14 protein-coding genes are annotated in these 21,055 nt (G+C 74.4%); 5 read left to right on the top strand and 9 right to left on the bottom strand.

Annotated features, from left to right (window positions below):
• Positions 1–204: 204 nt before the first annotated feature.
• Both O1G21_RS32090 and O1G21_RS32085 read right to left on the bottom strand, forming a co-directional pair.
• Entirely contained in the window at positions 205–1,785 is a 1,581-nt protein-coding gene (locus O1G21_RS32090; RefSeq protein ID WP_270148579.1) for a multicopper oxidase family protein, read from the bottom strand.
• Between the two features lie 95 nt (positions 1,786–1,880).
• Positions 1,881–2,288, bottom strand: a complete 408-nt coding sequence (locus tag O1G21_RS32085; RefSeq protein WP_270148577.1) for a DUF6153 family protein — start codon at positions 2,286–2,288, stop codon at positions 1,881–1,883.
• Between the two features lie 193 nt (positions 2,289–2,481).
• On the opposite strand from O1G21_RS32085, the gene O1G21_RS32080 reads away from it, so the two are divergent.
• The 3 genes from O1G21_RS32080 to O1G21_RS32070 are packed head-to-tail and all read left to right on the top strand — an operon-like array spanning position 2,482 to position 5,126.
• The gene (locus O1G21_RS32080) at positions 2,482–2,889 is read left to right on the top strand and encodes a hypothetical protein (RefSeq protein WP_270148576.1); all 408 of its coding nucleotides are present in this window, start codon (positions 2,482–2,484) and stop codon (positions 2,887–2,889) included.
• A gap of 3 nt (positions 2,890–2,892) precedes the next feature.
• Positions 2,893–4,593: an alpha/beta hydrolase gene (locus O1G21_RS32075; protein WP_270148575.1), complete on the top strand. Its 1,701-nt coding sequence runs from the start codon at positions 2,893–2,895 to the stop codon at positions 4,591–4,593.
• Positions 4,590–5,126 (top strand): hypothetical protein, encoded by a 537-nt coding sequence (locus tag O1G21_RS32070; RefSeq protein WP_270148574.1) that lies wholly within the window; start codon positions 4,590–4,592, stop codon positions 5,124–5,126. Before O1G21_RS32075 ends, O1G21_RS32070 begins: the two co-directional genes overlap by 4 nt.
• Positions 5,127–5,177: 51 nt before the next feature.
• Here O1G21_RS32070 and O1G21_RS32065 read toward each other — a convergent pair whose 3' ends face one another.
• The gene (locus O1G21_RS32065; RefSeq protein ID WP_270148573.1) at positions 5,178–6,065 is read right to left on the bottom strand and encodes a LysR family transcriptional regulator; all 888 of its coding nucleotides are present in this window, start codon (positions 6,063–6,065) and stop codon (positions 5,178–5,180) included.
• 128 nt (positions 6,066–6,193) lie between these two features.
• Between O1G21_RS32065 and O1G21_RS32060 the strand changes: the two genes are divergently transcribed.
• Together O1G21_RS32060 and O1G21_RS32055 are read left to right on the top strand one after the other, a co-directional pair.
• Complete coding sequence (locus O1G21_RS32060; RefSeq protein WP_270148571.1) at positions 6,194–7,240, top strand: YncE family protein; 1,047 nt, start codon at positions 6,194–6,196, stop codon at positions 7,238–7,240.
• Positions 7,241–7,369: 129 nt separating this feature from the next.
• Positions 7,370–7,978, top strand: coding sequence for a hypothetical protein (locus O1G21_RS32055; protein ID WP_270148570.1), 609 nt, complete (start codon positions 7,370–7,372; stop codon positions 7,976–7,978).
• Positions 7,979–8,045: 67 nt separating this feature from the next.
• Here the strand turns inward: O1G21_RS32055 and O1G21_RS32050 are convergent, their stop codons facing one another.
• The 6 genes from O1G21_RS32050 to O1G21_RS32025 all read right to left on the bottom strand — a co-directional run bounded on the left by O1G21_RS32050 (position 8,046) and on the right by O1G21_RS32025 (position 21,047).
• Complete coding sequence (locus tag O1G21_RS32050; protein ID WP_270148568.1) at positions 8,046–9,155, bottom strand: NAD(P)-dependent alcohol dehydrogenase; 1,110 nt, start codon at positions 9,153–9,155, stop codon at positions 8,046–8,048.
• Between the two features lie 88 nt (positions 9,156–9,243).
• Positions 9,244–10,065 (bottom strand): SDR family NAD(P)-dependent oxidoreductase, encoded by an 822-nt coding sequence (locus O1G21_RS32045; RefSeq protein WP_270148567.1) that lies wholly within the window; start codon positions 10,063–10,065, stop codon positions 9,244–9,246.
• Between the two features lie 9 nt (positions 10,066–10,074).
• On the bottom strand, positions 10,075–10,476 hold the full coding sequence (locus tag O1G21_RS32040) for an allene oxide cyclase barrel-like domain-containing protein (protein ID WP_270148565.1): 402 nt from the start codon (positions 10,474–10,476) through the stop codon (positions 10,075–10,077).
• A gap of 79 nt (positions 10,477–10,555) precedes the next feature.
• On the bottom strand, positions 10,556–10,942 hold the full coding sequence (locus O1G21_RS32035) for a nuclear transport factor 2 family protein (RefSeq protein ID WP_270148563.1): 387 nt from the start codon (positions 10,940–10,942) through the stop codon (positions 10,556–10,558).
• A gap of 56 nt (positions 10,943–10,998) precedes the next feature.
• Positions 10,999–12,243: a cytochrome P450 family protein gene (locus O1G21_RS32030; RefSeq protein ID WP_270148562.1), complete on the bottom strand. Its 1,245-nt coding sequence runs from the start codon at positions 12,241–12,243 to the stop codon at positions 10,999–11,001.
• On the bottom strand, positions 12,240–21,047 hold the full coding sequence (locus O1G21_RS32025; RefSeq protein ID WP_270148560.1) for a type I polyketide synthase: 8,808 nt from the start codon (positions 21,045–21,047) through the stop codon (positions 12,240–12,242). The genes O1G21_RS32030 and O1G21_RS32025 overlap by 4 nt, the downstream gene beginning before the upstream one ends.
• Positions 21,048–21,055 lie beyond the last annotated feature (8 nt).

The following is a 21,055-nucleotide window of genomic DNA, read 5'->3' as shown; positions in this document are numbered from 1 at the left end:
AAGACCCCGTAAAAGCGCCGTCGGGCGACGGCAGTGCGCCAGGCTATGCGACGACCGTTAAGGACGCGTCATCGGCCCGCGTTAAGAAAACGTCATGGATGCGCAGGTGGGGGCGGGTGGCCCGGCATTGCGGGCCCGGCGCCGGGGCGGGGCGGCGGTGCCGCCGCCGTCCGCCGCCCCGGCGTCTCAGGACGTGGACGGGTGTTACGCCTGGTAACCGAGAACGGTCATCATGCCGGTCTCAGCGTGGTAGACGTTGTGGCAGTGCACCATCCACAGTCCCGGGTTGTCGGCGTCGAAGTCGACCGCCAGGGTCGTGCCCGGCAGCACGATCGCGGTGTCCTTGCGCGGGCCGTCGGCCCCCAGGGCGAAGGCGTGACCGTGCAGGTGGACGGGGTGCCACATGCTGGTGCTGTTGCGGAACTCCAGCCGCACCCGCTCGCCGGCCGCGACCGGGTAGCGCTGCGCCGGGTCGTACCGGCGGCCGTTGAACGCCCAGTCGGCCTTCGCCATGCCGCCGGTGAGCTCCAGCTTCACGGTGCGGTCCGGCGCCTTGGCGGGCAGCCGGACGCTCGCCTCGGCCTTCAGCTGCGCGGCGGTGAGCAGCCGGCCGTCCAGCTCGGCCGGGCGGACGGCGGCGTCGGGCGCGGCGCCGCCGCCGGTGCGCAGCACGGCCAGCGCGGTCGCGTTCTTGCCCTCGGCGAGGGCGGTCAGCGGGAAGACGCCGTCCTTGGCGGTGACCAGCACGTCGTAGCGCTCGCCCATGCCGAGCAACAGCGCCTGGGTGGTGGCCGGTTCGACCGGGAAGCCGTCGGTGTGGGTGACGGTCAGGTCGTGGCCGCCGAGGGCGATCCGGTAGGCGGTGTCGCCGCCCGCGTTGATCAGCCGGATCCGGATCCGGTCGCCGGGCCTGGCGGCGAAGGTCTCGGGGGCGCTCGCCAGGCGGCCGTTGGCCAGGTGGAACGGGTGGGCGACGTCGCCCGCGTCGCCGCCGAGCAGCGGGCTGGCGGCGCCCATCAGCATCCGGGAGGGGCCGGCGGTTCCGGTGGGCGTACCGGCGGCGCCCATGTCCATGCCCGGCATGCCGTGTGACGAGTGGTCGGTCCCGCCCATGCCCTGGGCGAGTTCGGCGAGGACGGCGTCCGGGGTGCTGCCGTCGATCCCGTCCACCCAGTCGTCCAGGACGACGACCCACTCCTTGTCGTAGCGCAGCGGCTCCTTCGGGTCCTCGACGATCAGCGGCGCGTACAGGCCCCGGTCCTGCTGGACGCCGGAGTGCGGGTGGAACCAGTAGGTGCCGGGGTGGGAGAGCGCGAAGCGGTAGTCGAAGGAGGCGCCCGCCCGGATCGCCTCCTGGGTCACGCCCGGGACGCCGTCCATGTCGTTGCGCAGCGCGAGGCCGTGCCAGTGCAGCGAGGTGGGCTGCGGCAGGTGGTTGGCGAGGGTGAGGGCGAGCGTGTCGCCGGCGGTGGCGCGCACCTCCCGGCCGGGCAGGCGGTCGCCGTACGCCCAGCTGCGGACGGTTCGTCCGCCCAGGTCGAGGGTGGTCTCGGTGGCGGTGAGCGCGACCTTGCGCTCGGGGCCGGGCCGGCGCCGGGCCTCGGCGGCGGCGACCTCGGGGCCGTTCGGGGAGACGAAGCCGGCGGGGGCGGCGGCGCTGCTCGCGCCGCTCATCGAGGAGTGGTTCATGCCCTTCATCGAGTCGGAGGAGCAGGCGGCGAGCAGGCCGGTCCCGGCGGCGGCGAGCGCGGAGACCAGGACGGTACGACGGGTGGGTGTGCGCATGACGGAGTGCACCTCGTGCAGTGGGGTGGGTGTGCAGGACATCGCGTCGGCCGTCCCGTCCCCGTACACACGGGCACGGGACGGCGGGCGCGCGCCTACTGACGCAGCACCGAAAGTCTGTTGAGGAGTATCCGCCCGCCCCCGGGCGGCGGCAGCGCGCGGACGGCCCGCAGCAGGCGGGCCCGCACCTCGGCGGCGGCGTCGCCGCTGCGGCGCAGCAGCGGGCCGGCGACCAGGAGCAGCAGGGTCCAGCCGGCCAACACGGCGAGACAGACCGTCATCGGGTCCATGCCGTCGGCGCCGGCGGGGTCGGCGGTCGGGCTGTGGTGTCCGGGCATCTGCTGGGCCGCCGTCACCTGGGGCCCGTGTCCGCCGTGCCCACCGTGCCCGCCGCTCGGGTGCCCGAGCGTGTGCATCGTGACAATGCCGAGCAGCAGGGCGGCGAGAAGCAGCAGGCGCAGCACGCCGGGCAGCGGGGAAACGTACGGCCGTTGCTGCGCCATCCTCCGCCTCCCGCCCGCCTCCGCCAGTCCGCTTACCCCCACAGGGTATCCCGAACCCGACCGGACTGTTGCCCCGTCACTCTGCCCCCACACGTCCGCCGACAATCCTCCGCATGGATTCCGTTAGCATGCGTCACTAGTTTTCGAACACACGGACCGGCCGCCGGCCGGTTCTCATGCATGGGGGGGCACCATGGCAGATCCTGACGCGCACTTGGAGTTCAAGGTCAAGCCGTCCGAACTGGACGGCTGTGGGCAGAGCGCACAGCACATCGGCGGTCTCATACCGGGGGAGACGGCGAAGATCACCGAACCGTCCAACCAGGCCGCCGGCACCCTCCAGGGCTGGCAGATGGCGACCGCCATCCAGAACTGCGGCACCAACTGGAAGACCCTGCTGGACAAGCTCGGCAGTGACATGGGTGACGTCGGCACCAAACTCGGCACCACGGCCACCTACTACCGCCAAGCCGAGCAGAACGCCCACAACAGCATGCGGAACCCGAACGCGCCCGCCTCGAACGGTCCGGAGCCGGACCCCTTCGACACCAACGTCACCACCGGCCCGGTCAAGCCCCGCAGCGCGAAGGCGGCCGAGTAACCCATGGACATCAAGACCCTCTACGACGCCAACATCAACAACATCACGGTCGCGAAGAACGCCTACGACACCCTCTTCAGCGCCTTCGGCCAGCACATCGAGAACTGGCAGCACGAGGTCGTCGACCGCCTCGGCCACTCCGAGTGGACCGGGACGGCCGCCGGGCACGCCAACACCCGGATCCAGTTCCTGGGCAACGAACTCCAGGCCGCGAAGCAGGAACTCGGCCTCATCAGCAAGGCACTCGCCGACGCCGCAGAGGGCATCGCGGCGGCGCAGTCCCATCTGATCAGCGCGCTGGACGACGCCAAGAAGAACAAGATGACCGTCGCCCCCGACGGCGGGATCACCTGGGACAAGGACCCCAACTCCCCCAACTACGCCGGGGACAAGGCCGAGGCCACCGCCAAGGAGATCAGCCAGCGGATCACCAACGCGCTCACCGAGGCCGACCACACCGACCAGACCATCAACGCCAGGCTCGGCCACCTCGCCACCAATGCCACCAACGGCACCGGCCTCGACTCCGCCACCGCGAAGGCCGACCAGGCCGCCACGGACGCCCTCAGTCAGGTTCCGCCGGCCGGCACCGACCCCAACAGCGTCAAGAAGTGGTGGAACGGCCTCACCGACGCCCAGCAGCAACACATGATCCAAACCGAGCACGACAAGATCGGCGCCCTCGACGGCATCCCCGCCACCGCCCGGCACCAGGCCAACCTGATCAACCTCCAGCACGGCAAGGAAGACCTTCAGCGCCAGCTCGACGGCCTCGGCCCCGCGCCGAAGCAGTTTCTGGGGTATGTCAAGGGCGAGCCCGTGGCGAACCCCGAGTACGACAAGTGGAAGGCCAAGCACGACGACCTGGAAGACAAGATGAGGGGGGTAAAGGCCATCGAGGACAGGCTGAATACCCCCGTCGACGCCGACCACCCGCCGACCTTCCTGCTGGGCTTCGACACCAAGGGCCACGGCCACGCCATCGTCGCGGCCAACAACCCGGACACCGCCGACAACGTCTCGACCTACGTCCCCGGCACCGGCTCGCGACTCGGTGAGATGGGCGGCAACATGGACCGGTCGGATCGAATGGTCATTTCGGCCAATTCCGCCAACGGCAACACCAAAACCACGTCGTCGATCACCTACATCGGTTACGACGCCCCGCAGAACATCATCCCCGAGGCCGCCGACGACAGCTACGCCAAGAACGCCGAGGACAAGCTGCGCGGCTTCCAGGACGGGCTGCGCGCCACGCACGAGGGCAAGCCGTCGTACAACACCATTCTCGGCCACAGCTACGGCACCACGGTCGTCGGCTACACCATGCGCGACAAGGGGCTGCCGGTGGACAACGTCGTCCTGATCGCCAGCCCGGGCGTCGGTGTCGAACACGCCAAGGATCTCGGCGTCGACCCGTCCCACGTCTATGTGGCGGTGGGCGACGACGACATGATCGATAACACCCCGCCAGAGCAAGCGAGCAACTGGGTAAGCAACTTCACCAACAATGTGGGCTACTGGGCCGGAATCGTCGACAACCCCGACCACCACCTGTCCTTCGGGCGCGACCCCAGCAACGCGAATTTCGGCGCGCAGTACATACCCTCCGCCCCGGGAACGGGGCACTCCGATTACTGGGAGAAGGGCTCCCCGTCCCTCATCGGCATGGGGAAGGCCATCACCGGAGCGCCACTGTCATGAGGACCACCGGTTGCACCACCGCAAGCCGGACACGCACCGGCCGGGTTGCGGTCACGCTGGCCCTGGCCATCGCAGCGCTGACCCTGAACGCCTGCGGGGTGAACACCCTGCAGGAGCGATCGAAACCCACGATCACGCTCGACGAGGCGAAGAAGCAGGTTGACGGGTATCTGACGGACACCCTGGCGCATCTGCCGATCCAGCCCACCGAGACGCCGGCGTTCAGCGACCTGGAATGCGACGCCAACGACATCGGCCCGCACGGCCGGAAGGAGACCTCGCGGGGGTACATCTTTGCGAACCTCCCGTTGTCCGACCGGACACAGGCCGCCGACGCGTTCCGCACCTACCTCACCGGACGGGGCTTCCAACCGGTATCGGAGCCGGGCGTCCACATCGGCTGGGTAAAGCTCAAGAACCCCAAGGACGACTTCGTCGCCATCCTGGACGGCGCCAGCGACACAAGCCGTACATTCCGGCTGGACATCAGCTCCCCCTGCGTCTGGCCCAACGGCACCCCACCCCCCGCCTAGCCCAACTCCCCTTCGGGGCCGCACCTTTGCGAAGGTGCGGCCCCGGGGCCGCTACGCCCGTCGCACGGCGGCCGCCAGGTGCGCACGGAACCAACGCTGCGCCGGATCGACCGAGTTGCGCGGATGCCAGGCCATCCCCAGCTCCAGCGGCGGGAGTTCGAGCGGGATCGGGAAGGTGCGCAGCCCCAGGGCCTCGAAGGTCTCCGGCAGCCAGTCCGCCGGACCGAGCGTCACCAGGTCGCTGTCCCGGGCCAGCAGCATCGCGCCGGTGTGGCTGGGCACCACGACCGCGACCCGGCGGCGCAGCCCGCGGTCGGCCAGCGCGGTATCGATCGGCCCGAGCCGCCGGCCCCGCCGGGAGACGCCGATGTGGTCGGCGGCGGCGAAGCGCCGGGCGGTGATCCGCCCCTCGAACAGCGGGTGGCCGCTGCGCGCCACGCCCGCCACCGGCGCGGTGATCAGCGGCCGGGTGCGGATCTCCGGGTCCAGCCGCCCGAGCACGCCCACCTCGACGTCCACCAGCCCCTGGCGCAGGGCCGGTCCGTCCTCCAGGGCCTCCGGCAGGAACACCACGTCCACTCCGGGCGCCTCGGCGCGGATCCGTTCGGTCAGCGGCCCGGCGACCCGGACCAGGACCGCGTCGCTGGTCTGCACGGTGAAGGTCCGCTCCAGGTGCGCCGGGTCGAAGCCCGCCCCGGGGCGCAGCACGTTCTCACAGCTCCGCAGCAACTCCGCCACCTCCTCCCGCAGTTCGAGCGCTCGCGGGGTCGGCACCAGGCCCTGCCCGGCCCGGACCAGCAGCGGGTCGCCGACCGCCCGGCGCAGCCGGGCCAGCATCCGGCTCACCGCCGCCGGTGAGGTCCCGAGCCGCTCGGCGGCCCGGGTCACGCTGTTCTCCTGGAGCAGGGCGTCCAGGGCCGGTAGCAGATTGAGATCCATTCTGGACTCCTGAGCTGCGGTTTTGCGGTGTGGGCAATGATCCCGTGCCGATCCTTGCATGGTTCGGCCGGAGCCGGGCGCGGACAGTGGAACCGTCCACGCGACCAGTCCTCGTACCAGGAGTCCACGTGCCGAACGACCCGCGTTCCCACCTCGCCGGCGACGTCCTCGCCGTCGTCAGCCAGAGCGGCCCGACCGTCTCGTTCTTCGACGTCGCCACCGACGCCCTGCTCGACACCGTCGAAGTCGCCGCCCAACCCCACGAGTTGTGCTTCGACCCGACCCGGCGGCTGCTCTGGTGCAGCACCGCGTACCGCTCCGGCTACTACAACGCCCACGACGGTCACTGCACCGAGCTGACCGTGATCGACGCCGACTCCCGCCGGATCGTCGAGGTGATCGACCTCGCCCCCGAGCACGGCCCGCACGGCCTGGCCCTGGACCTCGCCCGCGACCGGCTCTACGTCAGTGTCGAGGCCTCCGCCGACCGTCCCGGCGGGGTGGTGGTCATCGACACCGCGACCCGCCGCCCGCTCGGCCGGATCGACACCGACGCCCCGGGCCCGCACTGGTTCGCCATCTCCCCGGACGGGCGCACCGGTTACGCCACCAACAAGGAGGCGCCGTTCGTCTCCGTCGTGGACCTCGACCGCGGCGTGCTGACCGCCAAGGTGGCGGTGCCCGGCAGCGAGGGCCTCGCCGTCTCCCCGGACGGCGAGCGGGTGTACGTGGCGGGGCCCTACCTCGGCTTCGCCGCCGAGCCCGGCGCCGAGCCGGGCATCCGCGTCCTCGACACCCGTACGGCCACCGTGGTGGACGTCCTCCCCACCGAATCCGCCGTCCTCCCGGTCCACCTGACCGCCACCGGCCGGCTGCTCGCGGGCGAGGTCCGCGCCACCCCCGACGCCGGCTCCCCCCTCGGCCGCCAGGCCCCCGGCCGCCTCACCGTGTTCTCCGCCGCCACCCACCGGCCCCTCGGCTCGGTCGAGGTGGGCCGGTTCCCGCTGACCATCACCTCCTCCCCCGACGGCCGCCTCGGCTACGTCTCAGCCGTCCTCTCCTCGACCGTCGACGTCATCGACCTCGACACCCTGACACCCGTCACCCGCTTGACCGTCCCCACGCTCGCCGAACCCGGCGCCCACGGCCTGGCCTACCTCCCCCGCCCCGCCTGACGGCGCGCGGCACCCGGCTCCGGTCGGCGGCAGGACGCCGCGCCCGGAGTCTTGCCGTCGCCCGGAGTCTTGCCGCCGCCCGGGGCCAGGAGCATCCTGGGGCTCACCCGTCGGTCCGGGGGAGGCAGGATGAGACGCGGCTTCGGGGTGCTCTGTTCGACGGTGGCGCTGGCGGCGGCACTGGCGGCGGCCACCGCGTGCGAGCCGGTCCTCGACACCGGCGCGTTCCACCACCCGGTCAGCCTCCCCGAACCCGCCCCACCGTCCGCCCAGTGGATCGTGGACCTCGTCGCCGAGCTCAACACCCCACCCCAGTGCCCGAAACCGACCCTGCCGACCATGGCGGTCCTCGACACCGACGGCCAGGACCGGGCGATCGCGTTCTGGCTGGTGGACAGCTTCGACGTCTGCTACGCCGTCATCAACCACCGCGGCGAGACACCCACGACCATCTGGTTCAGCCCCATCAAGGACCTCATCCCGCGCACCCCCATGCCGGCCGACACCACGGCGGGTGTGGACTCCTACGCCTTCACGGCCTACCGCGGCCGGGTGGACGACATCGAGGTCTCCGGCGACCCCGACCACCTCGTAAGCCCCGTCCGGCTCCGCACCGTCGACCTCGGCGCCGGCGACCTCGTCACCTTCGCCGCCTACCACTACCGGATCCCCGCCACCGGCAAGCCGCTATCCCTCTCCCTCTGCACCCCCGCCGGCACCTGCCGCGACGCCCACTGACCGCCGCCTACGGGACCGGGCCGACTGGCCGTTGGCCGGGATCTCCCCCGGCCAACGGTCCTCCCGGTCAGCCTTCCGCATGGTGCAGCAGGAGCGGTTTGACGGTGGTTCCGCCGGTCGCGTCGGCGACCGCCTGGTTGATGTCGGCGAGGGGGTACGGGCGGATCAGCTTGTCCAGCGGGAACCGGCCCGCCATGAAGAAGTCCAGCAACCGGGGGATGAGCAGGGCGGGAACGCTGTCTCCCTGCAGGATGCCCTTCACCGTGCGGCCCAGCATCTGGACCAGGCCGACGGACAGGTCCTGGCCGGTGCCGGCCGAGCCGACGATGCCGGCCGTGCCGCCGGTCGTGAGGGACTCGACGGCCGCCCGGGCGGTCCGCGGGAGGCCGACGGCGTCGAGGGCGAAGTCGACGCCGCCGCCGCTGAGTTCGACCACCGCGGCGGCCACCGCGTCCTGGCCGCCGTCGAGGACGTCGGTGGCGCCGAGTTCGAGTGCCAGGTCGAGTCGGCCGCGGTGCAGGTCGACCGCGATGATCCGGGTGCAGCCGGCGATCCGGGCGGCCATCACGGCGGCCAGTCCTACCGGCCCGGCGCCGAACACCACGAGGCTGCTGCCGGGCGGTGCGGCGAACACCCCGAGCACGGCGCCCGCGCCGGTCTGCAGGCCGCACCCCAGCGGGCCGAGCAGCTCGAGCGGGGCGTCGGCGCGCACCTTCACCACGCTGCGCTGGTGGGCGACGACGTGGTCGGCGAAGGAGGACTGGCCGAAGAAGTGCCCGCTGATCCCGGCGCCCGCCGCGTCCCGGTAGGCGGTCGAACCGTCCGCCCGCCGGCCGCGCAGGTTGAGCGGCAGGAAGGAGACGCAGTGCATGGGGTGGCCGGTGAGGCAGGGGCGGCACGAGCCGCAGCTCATCGGGGCCAGCACCACCGGGTCGCCCGGGGCGAGCGTGGTCACCGCCTCACCCACGGCCTGGACCACGCCGCTGCCCTCGTGGCCGAGCACGGCGGGCAGCCCCGGCGGGAGGATCTGGTCCCGGGCCAGCAGGTCGGTGTGGCACAGGCCGGTGGCGACCAGCCGGACCAGTACCTCGTCCGCTCTGGGCTGCCCCAGCAGCACGTCCTCGACGGAGAACGGGCCGCCCTTGCTGCGGGCGACGGCGGCCTTGACGGAGAGCATGCGGTACTCCTCGGAGGTCGGACGGGACGGTGACAGGGGCCCGCGTCACCGGTCCTGTTTCCGGTGACGCGGGCGCGGGCGGGTCCGGTCAGTCGTCGTCGGGGACGCTGCTGACCCTCCCGCCGGCGAAGCGCAACCGGTGCTCGCCGGCCACGACCAGGTCGGCGAACGCGAACGGGGTGACGCCGGTGTCGGGACCGACCACCCAGGCCTGGCCGGTCCGCCCGTCCCGGACGACCTCCTCCATCGCGTCGACCACCTGGTCCGGGGTGGCCACCGCGACGCCGGCGGCCCGCCAGGCGGCGAGGCGTTCGGCGACCAGCGGGGTGTCGACCGCGCCCGGGCACAGGACGTTGACGGTGATCCCGTCCCCGGCCAGTACGGGCCCCAGCGAACGGACCAGGCCGACCACCGCGTGTTTGGAGGCCGAGTAGAACACTTCGGGCGACGGGCGGAGCCCGGTGGTGCTGGCGGTGACCACGATCGAGCCGCCGCCGCGCTCGCGCAGCGCCGGCAGAGCCGCCTGCACCCCGTACACCACCGAGTCGACGTTGCTCGCGAGCAGCCGCCGGTAGGCGTCGCGGTCGAACCCGTCGCCGATCGAACTACCGGCCAGCACACCGGCGTTGAGCCAGACCACGTCCAGGCCGCCGAACCGCTCGACGGCGGCGCGCACCAGCTTCTCGTTGTCGGCCAGCTCGGACGCGTCCGTCGGCACGAACAGCGCACCGGTCTCCCGGGCGACGGCGTCGCCGCGGGCCCGGTCGATGTCGGCCAGTACGACCCGGGCGCCCCGGGCGGTGAACCGCCGGGCGGCGGCGGAACCGATTCCGCCGCCCCCGCCGGTGATCAGCACGACCCGGCCCGCGAACCGCGCGGCGCCGGTCGTCTCCGGAAGGATCCCGCTCATGGGCCCGGGTCAGGAGAGCTGGGTGGTGAAGAAGACCAGCTTGGCCTCGGCGGTCTTGCCCAGCTCCACCGGGCGCCACTGCCGGAACCCGGTGCGGCCGGCGTAGCGTCCGCTCACCCCGACGGCCGGGCAGTAGAGCCACTCCCCCGAGATCAGGTTCTCGAAGCGCGCCCAGGCTTCGACGTGCACGACGCCGTCGGTGAGCACGATCTTCTCGTTGATGCAGGCGAGCAGGACGCCGTCGCTCTCCCGCCGGGTGACGATCCGGTAGGAGCCCTCGACGGTGCCGATCGCGGCGCCGGACGGGTCGCGCAGCTCCGACTGGTAGGTGCCGCTCTGGCCGGGCTTCGGCTCCTCGAAGTCGATGTCGTTGGCGAAGGTGGTCAGGTGCTCACTGAGGTTCTCGAACACGGACGAACTCCTTGTCTGTACGCGGATGTCGGGGGCGCGGATGTCGGGGGCGCGGGTCTCGGGGCCGCGGGTGTCGGGGTCAGGCCTTGCGGAAGACGTCCTTGACGAGGATCAGGCCGTCCTTCAGCGTGAAGAGGTCCACGCCACGGTCGATCACCTCGCCGGCGCCGTTGCGCAGCGTGAACTCGATGATCTGGCGGTCGCCGACCACCACGGCGGGCTCGAAGACCAGGCCGATCCCCTGGTCGGCGAGTTCCTCGCGCTTCTTGACCAGGTCGACCAGGAAGTCCCGGATCCGGTCCCGCCGGTAGGTGGTGCCGGGCTCGGGCCCCTCGGCCATGATCCAGACGCCGTCCTCGGCGAAGCAGGCGACCGCCTCGTCGAAGGCGTCCCGGGCGCAGGCGTCGAAGAAGGCCGCGACCACGCCCTCGCCCACCGCTGCGGCGGTTCCCGTGCTGTCGGTCATGAGTGATTCATCTCCCTTGGGATCGTACGGAGTTGCCACATCGGGGCCGATGTGGTTCAGGACATCCGGACCGGCAGGCTCGCCAGTCCGCGGAACTGGAGGCTGTGCCGCCACACCAGGTGCTCGGCCGGGACGGCCAGCTCCCAGTGCCGGAAGCGGCCGAGCAGCCGGCCGAACAGGACCTCCCCTTCGAGGCGGGCCAGCGGCGCCCCGATGCAGTGGTGGATGCCGTGACCGAAGGAGAGGTGCTGGTTCTTCTTCCGGCCGACGTCCAGCGCGTGCGGCCGGTCGAAGACGGCCGGGTCCCGGTTGGCGGCGCAGAGCGAGACGAAGACGATCTCGTCCGCCGGGATGACCACCTCGCCGACCTGGACCGGCCGGGTGGTGTACCGGATGGTGGCGAGGTTCAACGGGCTCTCGTAGCGCAGGAGTTCCTCGACCGCGCCGGAGAGCAGGGCCGGGTCCTCGCGCAGTCGGCGCTGCTGGTCGGGGTGCTGGATCAGGGCGAGCACCCCGCTGCCGATCAGGTTGGCGGTCGTCTCGTAGCCGGCGTTCATCAGCAGGAAGAGGCTGGAGATCAGTTCGCCGCCGTCCAGCCGGTCACCGTCCTCCTCGGCCTCGATGAGCGCGCTCACCAGGTCGTCGGCGGGGGCGCGGCGCTTGGCGGCCACCACCGACTCCAGGTGGGCGTAGGACAGCCCGATCGCCTCCCGCTTCTCGGCGGCGCCGGCCTCGACGCTGGTGAGCACGCCGTTCCAGCGCCGCAGGTCCGCGAAGTCGGCCGCCGGGACGCCGAGCAGGGCGCCGATCACGTAGATCGGGAACGCCAGCGCGATCTGCTCCATCAGGTCGAACTCGGCGCCGGGCACGATCTCGTCGACCAGGTCGTCGGCGAGCTGTTCGATCCACGGCCGCATCCGCTCGACGCGGCGCATGGTGAACGCCTTGGAGACGATGCGGCGCAGCCGGGTGTGGTCGGGCGGGTCGCTGAACAGCATGCTGCGCGGGTTGCTGCCGGCCGAGCCGTCGGGGTGCAGGGCGTGGCGCTCGACGATCCGCGGCAGGCCGAGCGCGTCCTTGGAGAGCGACGGGTCGGCCAGCAGCGCCCGGACGTCCTCGTGCCGGGTCACCACCCAGGCGTTGACCTCGGAGGCGAGCGTCTTCACCACGTGGCGGCCGACCGGCGCCTCGGTGCGCAGGACGTCGTAGGCGGGATAGGGGTTCTGCAGGAAGGTCGGCCCGAAGACCGTCTCCGGCGCGGTGGCGGCCGGTGAGTCGGCAGGGGTGGGTCCGCTGGTCATCGTGTCGCTCGCTCCCGTTCCGCTCCGGACAGCCAGGTCTCGACGGCACGGCCGGTCGAGGCTGCGGAGTCGCCGATGATGGTCAGGTGGTCGCCCGGCACGTCGACGGTTCGGTGCCGGTGGGGCCAGGACGCCAGGGGGGCCGGTCGGTCCTCCGGGGTTCCGGCGAGGGGGCTGGTCGCCCGGACCAGCAGGGTCGGGCTCGCCACCGGGGCCGGCCGCCAGTCGCGGAACAGCTCGAAGTGGCGGCCCATGGCGCTCAGCCCGGTGTCGGTGGTCAGCTCGACCACGTCGGCGCGGTCGGCCAGGGCGCCGAAGATCGCCGACTCCAGGGCGGTGAGCCCCGCGCTGCCGGGCAGGTGGGTGTCGAGCAGGACGACGGCGGACGGCGCGCCGCCGTCCTCGGCGAGCGCCTCGGCCACGGCCTGCGCCAGCCAGCCCCCCGAGGAGTAGCCGAGCAGCGCGACCGGCCGGTCGCCGTGTTCGGCGCGTACGGCCGCCACCTGCTGCCCGACGAGCTCCGCGAGCGTGTCGGGCAGGGTCTCGCCGGGGGCGTAGCCGGACGGTGAGAGCACGGTCAGCTCGCGCAGGCCCCGGAAGGGGGCGGCGAACCGGGCGTACTGGTAGGCGTGCGCGGGTGCGACCAGCGAGGGGAAGCAGACCAGCGGCGGGTCGGCGGGGCCGGTGGCGAAGCGGTCGCGGCGCGGGGCGGCGGGCGGGCCGTCCGGCTGGTCCCGCAGGCGGGCGGCGGCGGCGAGCAGCCGCAGCCCCTCACCGGCCCGGCCGGCCAGGCTCGCCTGCCGGAAGAGCGTGACCAGCGGGGAGCCGGCGGGGCCGGCCGCGGGTGGGGCGGTCTCCGGCCGGTCGGCCGGCGGGACCTGTGCGACGGGCAGTTCGTCGACGGGCAGCGACTCGACGATGCGGGCGGCGAGGTAGCCGGCCAGCGCGACGGGGGTCGGGTGGTCGACGATCGCGGACGGGGCGAGCCGGACCCCGGTCGTCTCGTGCAGCCGGTTGCGCAGCTCGGCCATGCCGAGGGAGGTGAGTCCGCGTTCACTGAAGGCTTCGCCGGATCGGGCCATCTCCTCCACCTCTCCCAGCACAGCGGCGAGTTGGCCGGTGACCAGGTCGGCCAGCAGATCGGTCCGGGCGGCCACCGGAGTCTCGCGCAGCCGCCGGCGCAGCGCTTCGGCCCCGGTCTCGGCCTCGTCCGGCTTCTCCTCGACCAGCGGGTCCGCCGTCGGCGCGGCGCCGGCCGTGGCGGGCGCCGCCGGGGAGCGGGTCAGCGAGCGGGTCGCGGTCAGCCGGTGGACCCGGCCCTGGAACGGGTAGACGGGCAGGTCGACCCGGCGGCCGCCCTCGCACAGGCCGTCCAGTTCCACCGGCAGCCCGTGCACGTACAGCTGGGCGAGCGCGGCGGTCAGCGCGGCGCGGTCCGGACGGTCGGCGCGCAGCAGCGGGACGGTCCGCGCCGCGCCGGGGTCGACGAGGCAGTCCCGGGCCAGCGCGCTCAGCACGCCGTCCGGGCCGAGCTCGACGAAGGTGCGCGCGCCCTGCCGTTCCAGGCTGCGGACGCCGTCGGCGAAGCGGACCGCGTGGCGGACGTGCCGCACCCAGTAGTCGGCGGTGGCCAGTTCGGCCGGGTCGGCCAGGTCGCCGGTCAGGTTGGAGACGAGGGGGAGGTCGGGCGCACGGTAGGAGATCCGCTCGGCCTCGGCCCGGAACGCCGCCAGCATGTCGTCCATGCGCGGGGAGTGGAACGCGTGGCTGACCCGCAGCCGCTTGGTGCGCCGGCCCCGTTCCGCCAGCCGGGCGGCGAGTTCCAGGACGGCGTCCTCGTCGCCCGAGAGCACGGTGGCGGTGGGTCCGTTGACCGCGGCGACGGACACCTGCCCGGCGCGGTCCGCGACCAGCTCCGCGATCTCCTGCTCGCCCGCCTCGACGGCCACCATCGCGCCGCCGGGCGGCAGTTGCTGCATCAGCCGGGCGCGGGCGGCGACCAGCGCGGCGGCGTCGTCCAGGTCGAAGACGCCCGCGGCGTGCGCGGCCGCCAGTTCGCCGACCGAGTGGCCGGCCACCAGGTCCGGCCGCAGGCCCAGGGCGCCGACCAGCCGGTGGAGGGAGACCTCCAGCGCGAACAGCGCCGCCTGGGCGTAGCCGGTCCGGTCGAGCGGGCCGGCCTCGGCGGAGCCGGCCGGGGCGAGGACCACCTCCCGCAGCGGGTGGCCGAGCCGTGCTTCGAGTGCCGCGCAGGTCTCGTCGAAGGACGCCCGGAAGACCTCGAACGACTCGTACAACTCCCTTCCCATGCCGGGGCGTTGGCTGCCCTGGCCGGTGAAGAGGAAGGCCACCGGAGCGGTCGGGGCCACCCGGCCGTCCAGCAGGCCGGCGGCCGGTCGGCCGACTTCGAGGGCGGCGAGGCCGGTGGCCAGGCCCGCCCGGTCCTCCGCGAGCAGCACCGCCCGGTGGGTGAGCGCGGCACGGCCGGTGGCCAGCGAGTGGCCGAGGTCGGCGAGGCTCTGCCCGGGGTGGGCGTCGAGGTGGCCGCGCAGCAGCCGGGCCTGGGCGCGCAGCGCCGCCGTGCTCCGGGCGGAGAGCGGGATCGGCACCGGCGACGACGGCGACGACGGGTGCGACGGCGACGGTCGGGCCGGGGCCTCGGCGGGCGCCGGCTCGGGCGCGTGTTCGAGGATGACGTGGGCGTTGGTGCCGCTGATCCCGAACGCGGAGACCGCCGCCCGGCGCGGCCGTCCGGTCTCCGGCCAGGCGACCGGCTCGGTCAGCAGGGACACCGCGCCGGTGGACCAGTCCACGTGCGGGGAGGGCGCGTCCACGTGCAGAGTCCTCGGCAGCAGGCCGTGGCGCAGCGCCAGCACCATCTTGATCAGCCCGGCGAGTCCGGCGGCGGCCTGGGTGTGGCCGATGTTCGACTTCACCGAGCCGAGGTGGAGCGGGCGGTCGGCGGGACGGCCCTGCCCGTAGGTGGCGAGCAGCGCCTGGGCCTCGATCGGGTCGCCGAGCGTGGTGCCGGTGCCGTGCGCCTCGACCGCGTCGACCTCGTCGGGCGCCAGGCCCGCCGCCGCCAGCGCCGCTCCGATCACCCGCTGCTGGGCCGGCCCGTTGGGCGCGGTCAGGCCGTTCGAGGCGCCGTCCTGGTTGACCGCGGTGCCGCGCAGCACGGCGAGCACCGGGTGGCCGTTGCGGCGGGCGTCGGAGAGCCGTTCGAGCAGCAGCACGCCGGCCCCCTCGCCCCATCCGGTGCCGTCCGCGGCGGCCGCGAACGCCTTGCAGCGACCGTCCTCGGCGAGGCCGCGCTGGCGACTGAAGTCCACGAAGACGCCCGGGCTGGACATCACCGTCGCCGCGCCGACCAGGGCCAGCGAACACTCGCCCGTGCGCAGCGAGTTGGCGGCGAGGTGCAGGGCCACCAGCCCGGAGGAGCAGGCGGTGTCCACGCTGAGCGCCGGGCCGTGCAGGCCGAGGGTGTAGGCGATCCGGCCGGAGAGCACGCTGGCCGCGTTGCCGGTGCCGAGGTAGCCGGCCAGCCCGTCCGGGATCCCGTCGAGGAAGGACAGGTAGTCCTGCCCGTTGGTGCCGATGAAGACCCCGGTGCGGCTCTCCCGCAGCGAGAGCGGGTCCAGGCCCGCGCGTTCCACGGCCCGCCAGGAGATCTCCAGCAGCAGCCGCTGCTGCGGGTCCATGGCCGCCGCCTCGCGCGCGCCGATGCCGAAGAAGGCGGCGTCGAAGCGGTCGGGGGCGTCGAGGAAGGCGCCGTGGCGGGTGTAGCTGGTGCCGGGGTGGTCCGGGTCGGGGTGGTAGAGGGCGGCCAGGTCCCAGCCGCGGTCGGTGGGGAACCCGGTGACGGTGTCGCGCCCGGCCGCCAGCAGCTCCCAGAACTCGTCCGGGCCGGTGACACCACCGGGGAAGCGGCAGTCCATCGAGACGATGGCGATCGGGTCCTCGGCGGTCGGACGCGCACCGGCCGGGAGGTCACGGTCGGCGGCGGGTGCCGGGGCCGGCCGCAGCAGGGTGCGCAGGTGCGCGGCGAGGGCCTGCGGGGTGGGGTGGTCGAAGGCGAGGGTGGGCGGCAGGGCCACCCCGAGGGCGCCGGCCAGCGCGTTGCGCAGTTCGACGGCGGTCAGCGAGTCGAGCCCGAGTTCGCGGAACGACCTGTCGGCCGCGAGCGCCGAGCTGTCCTGGTGGCCCAGCGCCTGCGCCGCCTTCTCCGCCACCAACTCGCGCAGTGCGCGGTCGAGTCGGGCGGGCGGCAGATCGGCGAGCCGGGTCCGCGCGGGGGCCGGGGCGCCGGGGGCCGGTCGGGCCTCCGGCAGCTCGGCGAGCAGCGGCGGCGGGGTGCCTCCGGCGACCAGCCGCGCCCACCGGACGTCGGCGACGGCGACGGTGGCCGCGCCACTGCCCACGGCCGTCCGCAGCGCGGCGAGAGCGGGCCGGGCCGCCATCGGCTCGACCGCGAACCGGGCCAGCTTCTCCCGGACCCCCTCCCCCGCCGCCATCCCGGCCCCGGCCCAGGGACCCCAGGCGATCGAGGTGGCGGGCAGGCCGTCCCGCATCCGGCGCTCGGCCAGAGCGTCGAGGAAGGCGTTGGCCGCCGCGTAGTTGCCCTGCCCCGCGCTGCCCAGCGTGCCGGCGACGGAGGAGAACAGCACGAAGGCCGACAGCTCGGCACCGAGGGTGAGCCGGTGCAGGTTGAGCGCGGCGACGGCCTTGGCCCTGGCCACCTCGGCGAGCCGGGCGGGGGTGAGCGCGGCGAGCACCCCGTCGTCCAGGACGCCGGCGGCGTGCACGACGGCGGTGAGCGGGGCGGGCAGGGTGTCCAGCAGCGCGGCGAGCGCCTCGCCGTCCGCCGCGTCGCAGGCCGCGACGGTCACCTCGGCGCCCAGCGCGGTCAGTTCGGCGGCGAGGTCCGCGGCCCCCGGCGCGTCCGGTCCCCGGCGGCTGGTGAGCACCAGGTGCCCGGCGCCCTCCCGGGCGAGCCAGCGGGCGACCTCGGCGCCGAGCGCGCCCGTACCGCCGGTCACCAGGACGGTGCCGGACGGGCGCCATGGCGACGACGGGGCGGCGGGCCGGTGGCGGACCAGCCGGCGGACGTGGACGGCCGCGCGGCGGATCGCCGCCTGGTCCTCGCCGCCCGGCCGGGCCGTACCGGAGAGCACGGCGGCCAGCAGGGCACCGGTGGTCCCGTCCGGCTCGGCCGGCAGGTCCACCAGCCCGCCCCAGCACTGCGGTTGCTCCAGCCGGGCCACCTGGCCCAGGCCCCACACCGGGGCCTGGGCGAAGCCGGCCAGGCCGTCCTGCGGGGTCGCCGCCACCGCCTCCCTGGTCGCCGGCCACACCGGGAGTCCGAGGCCCGGTGCGGACTGGAGGACGGCGAGGGTGTCGGCGAGACCGCGGGTGACCTCCGGGTGGCCCGGTTCCGGCCGCTCGTCGACACCCGCCAGGCAGAGCAGTCCGGCCGGTCGCGGCCCTTCGGCGAGGACGGCGCGCAGCCGGTCGGCCAGCGTCGCCCGCTCGCCCAGCGGGACCACGACCGGCTCGACGTGCCCGCGCAGCGCCTCGACCACCGCCGTCGACCAGGCCCGCTCCCCGGGGGCGTCCGGGACGACGACCAGCCAGCGCCCGGGGACGACGGCCGGGGCGGCGGGCAGGCGCTGCCAGCGCGCGCGGTAGAGCCACTGCGCCGCCTGCTCGTCCGCGCGGCGGGAGCGGTGCCAGGTGGAGAGCGCCGGCAGCGCGCGGCTCAGCGGAACGTCCCCGGTCACCTGCAGGGCGTCGGTGAGTCCGTCGAGGTCCCCCTGCTCGACCAGGCGCCAGAACTCGGTGTCGGCCGGACCAGCACCGCCCGTCCCGACGGCTCCCTCGGCCTCCTCGGTCTCCTCGGTCTCCGCGGGGAGCCAGTACCGGTCGGTGCGGAAGGCGTAGGTCGGCAGCTCGACCGGCCCGGGCCGGTCGTCGGAGCCGGCCCGGAGGAGCCCGGCCCAGTCGACCGGCGCCCCGGCGGCGAACAGTGCGGCGGCCGCGGCCAGCGCGGCGGCGCGCTCCGGGCGGCCGCGGCGCAGCAGCGGGACGGCCAGCGGGGCACGCGGGCGCCAGGCGTCCGCGGAGCCGTCCGGGGAGCCGTCGGCAGCCTCCTGGGAGTCGGTGCGCTGCGCGGCCCCGAGGTGCTCCGCGGTCTCGGTGACCAGCGCCGAGAGCACACCGTCGGGACCGGCCTCCAGGCAGGTGTCGAAGCCGTCGGCGAGCAGGGTGGCGGCCACGTCCGCGAACCGCACCGGCGCGCAGACCTGTTCGGCCCAGTAGGCGGGGGAGCCCCACGAGTCGCCGTCGCTCCACTGCCCGGTCACCGCGGCGACCCCGGGCAGCACCGGCGGCCGGGTCGCGACGGTGGCCAGCACCTCGGCGAAGGCGTCGAGCATCGGCCGCATCAGCGGTGAGTGGAAGGCGTGGCTGACGGTGAGCGCCTTGGTCCGGCAGCCGGCCTCGCGCGCCGCCCGGCCGACCGCCTCGACCGCCCGCGCCCGACCCGAAACCACCACGGAGGACGGGCCGTTGACGGCGGCGATCGCCAACTCGCCGTCGACGCCGGGCGCCTGCTCGGCCACCCAGGCCGCCACTCGCTCCCGGTCCGCCTGCACGGCGAGCATCGCGCCGCCGGACGGCAGCGCCTGCATCAGCCGGCCGCGGGCGGCCACCACGGCGCAGGCGTCCGGCAGCGACCACACGCCCGCGACGTACGCGGCCGTCAGCTCGCCGATCGAGTGGCCGGCCACGGCCGCCGGCCGGATGCCCCAGGACTCCGCCAGCCTGACCAGCGCGACCTGGACGGCGAACAGCGCCGGCTGGGTCAGGTCGGTCCGGTCCAGCGAGCGGCCGTCGGCGGCGGTCCCGGTGGTGATCGCCTCGCGCAGCGAAACCCCGAGCAGCGGGTCGAGTTCGGCGCAGACCTCGTCGAGCGCGGTCGCGAAGACCGGGTACGCCTCGGCCAACCCGGCTCCCATGCCCGCCCGTTGCGAACCCTGCCCGGTGAACAGGAAGGCCACCCCGCGCCCGGCCCCGGCCGGACCGGCGGCGCGGACCACCGCCGGGTGCTCGGCGCCCGCCGCGACCGCCCGCAGCCCGGCCAGCAACTGCTCCGGGTCGCCGCCCAGCACCACGGCGCGGTCCTCCAGCGCCGCGCGGGTGGTCGCCAGCGACCACGCGACGTCGACCGGGTCGGGCCCGGGCCCGGCGGCGAGGAACTCGGCCAGCCGACCGGCCTGGGTGCGCAGCGCCTCCGCGCCCCGGGCGGAGACCACCCACGGCACCACGCCGCCGGCGGTCGCGCCGCGGGCCCGCCCGGACGGCTCCGGGGCCGCCTCGACGGGCGCCTGCTCCGGGGCCTCGACGGGCGCCGCCTCGACGGGCGCCTGCTCCAGCACCACGTGGGCGTTGGTGCCGCTGATCCCGAACGCGGAGACCGCCGCCCGGCGCGGCCGTCCGGTCTCCGGCCAGGCCATCGGCTCGGTCAGCAGCTCGACCCCGCCGGAGTCCCAGTCCACGTCCGGGGAGGGCGCGTCCACGTGCAGCGTCTTCGGCAGCAGGCCGTGCCGCAGCGCCAGCACCATCTTGATCACACCGGCGACGCCGGCGGCGGCCTGGGTGTGCCCGAGGTTGGACTTCACCGAGCCGAGGCGCAGCGGCCGGTCGGCCGGGCGGTCCCGGCCGTAGGTGGCGAGCAGGGCCTCGGCCTCGATCGGGTCGCCGAGCCTGGTGCCGGTGCCGTGCGCCTCCACCGCGTCCACGTCCAGCGGGGTCAGCCGCGCGTTGGCCAGCGCGCGGCGGATCACCCGGCGCTGGGACGGCCCGTTGGGGGCGGTCAGGCCGTTCGAAGCGCCGTCCTGGTTGACCGCGCTGCCGCGCACCACCGCCAGCACCCGGTGACCGTTGCGCTGCGCGTCGGAGAGCCGTTCCAGCAGCACCAGGCCGACCCCCTCGGACCAGCCGGTGCCGTCCGCGGCGGCCGCGAAGGACTTGCACCGCCCGTCCGCGGACAGCCCCCGCTGCCGGGAGAACTCCAGGAACAGGGTCGGTGTGGACATCACGGTGACCCCGCCGGCCATCGCGAGCGAGCACTCGCCGTTGCGCAGCGCCTGGGCGGCCAGGTGCAGGGCCACCAGCGAGGAGGAGCAGGCGGTGTCCACCGTGACGGCGGGGCCGACCAGGCCGAGCGCGTAGGAGACCCGGCCGGAGACCACGCTGTCCGCGCTGCCGCTGATCAGGTAGCCCTCCACCTCCTCGGGCACCTCGCCCTTGCGCAGCGCGTAGTTCTGGTACATCGCGCCGACGAAGACGCCGGTGTCGCTACCGGACAGCGCGAGCGGGTCGATGCCCGCGCTCTCCGCGACCGTCCACGCCGTCTCCAGGAGCTGGCGCTGCTGCGGGTCCATGGCCAGCGCCTCGCGCGGCGAGATCCCGAAGAAGCCCGCGTCGAACTCCCCGGCCCGGTGGAGGAACCCGCCGGCCCGCGCGTAGGTGGTGCCGGGGTGGTCCGGGTCCGGGTGGTGGAGGTCGGCCGGCCAGCCGCGGTCCGTCGGGAACTCCGACATCGCGTCGCCGCCCTCGGCGACCAGCCGCCAGAGGTCCTCCGGCGACCGGACCCCGCCCGGGTAGCGGCAGGCCATGCCGATGATCGCGATCGGCTCGTGCTCCCGGTCCTCCAGTTCGCGCACCCGCTGCCGGGACCTCTTGAGGTCCGCGGTGACCCGCCGCAGGTACTCGACGACCTTGTCCTGCTCCGGCTCTGACACCTGTCGTT

Origin of the sequence: Kitasatospora cathayae (assembly GCF_027627435.1) — a bacterium.
Taxonomy (GTDB): Bacteria; Actinomycetota; Actinomycetes; order Streptomycetales; family Streptomycetaceae; genus Kitasatospora; species Kitasatospora cathayae.
Note: the sequence above shows the minus strand (reverse complement) of the source record. Positions and strands in the feature narration are given on the sequence as shown.

Bases quoted from the DNA above. Each gene is read 5' to 3' on its own strand.
- O1G21_RS32090 (WP_270148579.1), bottom strand. From the start codon at position 1,785: ATGCGCACACCCACCCGTCGTACCGTCCTGGTCTCCGCGCTCGCCGCC.
- O1G21_RS32085 (WP_270148577.1), bottom strand. From the start codon at position 2,288: ATGGCGCAGCAACGGCCGTACGTTTCCCCGCTGCCCGGCGTGCTGCGC.
- O1G21_RS32080 (WP_270148576.1), top strand. From the start codon at position 2,482: ATGGCAGATCCTGACGCGCACTTGGAGTTCAAGGTCAAGCCGTCCGAA.
- O1G21_RS32075 (WP_270148575.1), top strand. From the start codon at position 2,893: ATGGACATCAAGACCCTCTACGACGCCAACATCAACAACATCACGGTC.
- O1G21_RS32070 (WP_270148574.1), top strand. From the start codon at position 4,590: ATGAGGACCACCGGTTGCACCACCGCAAGCCGGACACGCACCGGCCGG.
- O1G21_RS32065 (WP_270148573.1), bottom strand. From the start codon at position 6,065: ATGGATCTCAATCTGCTACCGGCCCTGGACGCCCTGCTCCAGGAGAAC.
- O1G21_RS32055 (WP_270148570.1), top strand. From the start codon at position 7,370: ATGAGACGCGGCTTCGGGGTGCTCTGTTCGACGGTGGCGCTGGCGGCG.
- O1G21_RS32050 (WP_270148568.1), bottom strand. From the start codon at position 9,155: ATGCTCTCCGTCAAGGCCGCCGTCGCCCGCAGCAAGGGCGGCCCGTTC.
- O1G21_RS32045 (WP_270148567.1), bottom strand. From the start codon at position 10,065: ATGAGCGGGATCCTTCCGGAGACGACCGGCGCCGCGCGGTTCGCGGGC.
- O1G21_RS32035 (WP_270148563.1), bottom strand. From the start codon at position 10,942: ATGACCGACAGCACGGGAACCGCCGCAGCGGTGGGCGAGGGCGTGGTC.
- O1G21_RS32030 (WP_270148562.1), bottom strand. From the start codon at position 12,243: ATGACCAGCGGACCCACCCCTGCCGACTCACCGGCCGCCACCGCGCCG.